The organism is Streptomyces cinereospinus (assembly GCF_042430725.1).
Lineage (GTDB): Bacteria > Actinomycetota > Actinomycetes > Streptomycetales > Streptomycetaceae > Streptomyces > Streptomyces cinereospinus.
Genome location: NZ_JBHMCY010000186.1, coordinates 1 through 1,222 on the forward strand (window position 1 = coordinate 1; position 1,222 = coordinate 1,222).

General features: G+C 70.7%; 1 pseudogene. It reads right to left on the bottom strand.

The features are described 5' to 3' along the window. A pseudogene (locus ACFF45_RS35420) lies at positions 1 to 1,222 on the bottom strand (alpha-1,4-glucan--maltose-1-phosphate maltosyltransferase); the annotation flags it as partial.

The window sequence follows — 1,222 nt, forward strand, 5'->3', positions numbered from 1 at the left end:
TTGTCGGTGTGGTGGAAGTGCAGGTTGCGCAGCTGCCGCAGGGCGGGGTGGTCGCGGCGGATCGCGTTGAGCCGGGTCAGCAGCGGGGCGATGCTGTTCGGGTCGTCCCAGTCGCGGGGCTTGAGCTGGTACTTCTCGGAGTCGAGGTACTCCTCGCTGCCCTCCTTCAACGGCACGTTCTCGCACAGTTCGTAGCCGGAGTAGACGCCCCAGGCCGGTGAGAGGGTCGCGGCCAGGACCGCGCGGGCCTCGAAGGCGGGCCGGCCGCCGTGCTGGAGGTAGGCGTGCAGGATGTCGGGCGTGTTCACGAAGAAGTTCGGCCGCATGTAGCTCGCCGCCTCGCCCGACAGCTCGGTCAGGTACTCGGTCAGCTCCTGCTTGGTGGTGCGCCAGGTGAAGTACGTGTACGACTGCTGGAACCCGATCTGCGCCAGGGTGTGCATCATCGCCGGCCGGGTGAACGCCTCCGCCAGGAAGATCACGTCCGGGTCGGTGCGGTTGACGTCGGCGATGACCCGCTCCCAGAACACCACCGGCTTGGTGTGCGGGTTGTCCACCCGGAAGATCCGCACCCCGTGCGCCATCCAGTGCCGCAGCACCCGCACGGTCTCGGCGACCAGCCCGTCCATGTCCCGGTCGAAGGCGATGGGGTAGATGTCCTGGTACTTCTTCGGCGGGTTCTCCGCGTAGGCGATCGAGCCGTCGGGCCGGTGGTGGAACCACTCCGGGTGCTTGTCCACCCACGGGTGGTCCGGCGAGCACTGCAGGGCGAAGTCCAGCGCGATCTCCAGGCCGTGGCTGCGGGCCCGGGCGACGAACCAGTCGAAGTCCTCCAGCGTGCCCAGGTCGGGGTGGACGGCGTCGTGGCCGCCCTCGGGCGAGCCGATCGCCCAGGGCACCCCCACGTCCTCGGGGCCGGCGGACAGGGTGTTGTTGCGGCCCTTGCGGAAGGTGGTGCCGATCGGGTGGACCGGCGGCAGGTAGACCACGTCGAAGCCCATCGCGGCGATCGCCGGCAGCCGCCGCGCGGCGGTGCGGAACGTGCCGTGCGGACGCTCCGGCGTGCCCTCCGAACGCGGGAAGAACTCGTACCACGACCCGTACAGCGCCCGCTCCCGCTCCACCAGCAGCGACAACGGCTCCGCGGCCGTCACCAGCTCCCGCAGCGGGAACCGCCCGAGCACCGCGTCCACCTCCGGCGTCAGCGCCGCCGCGAGGCGGG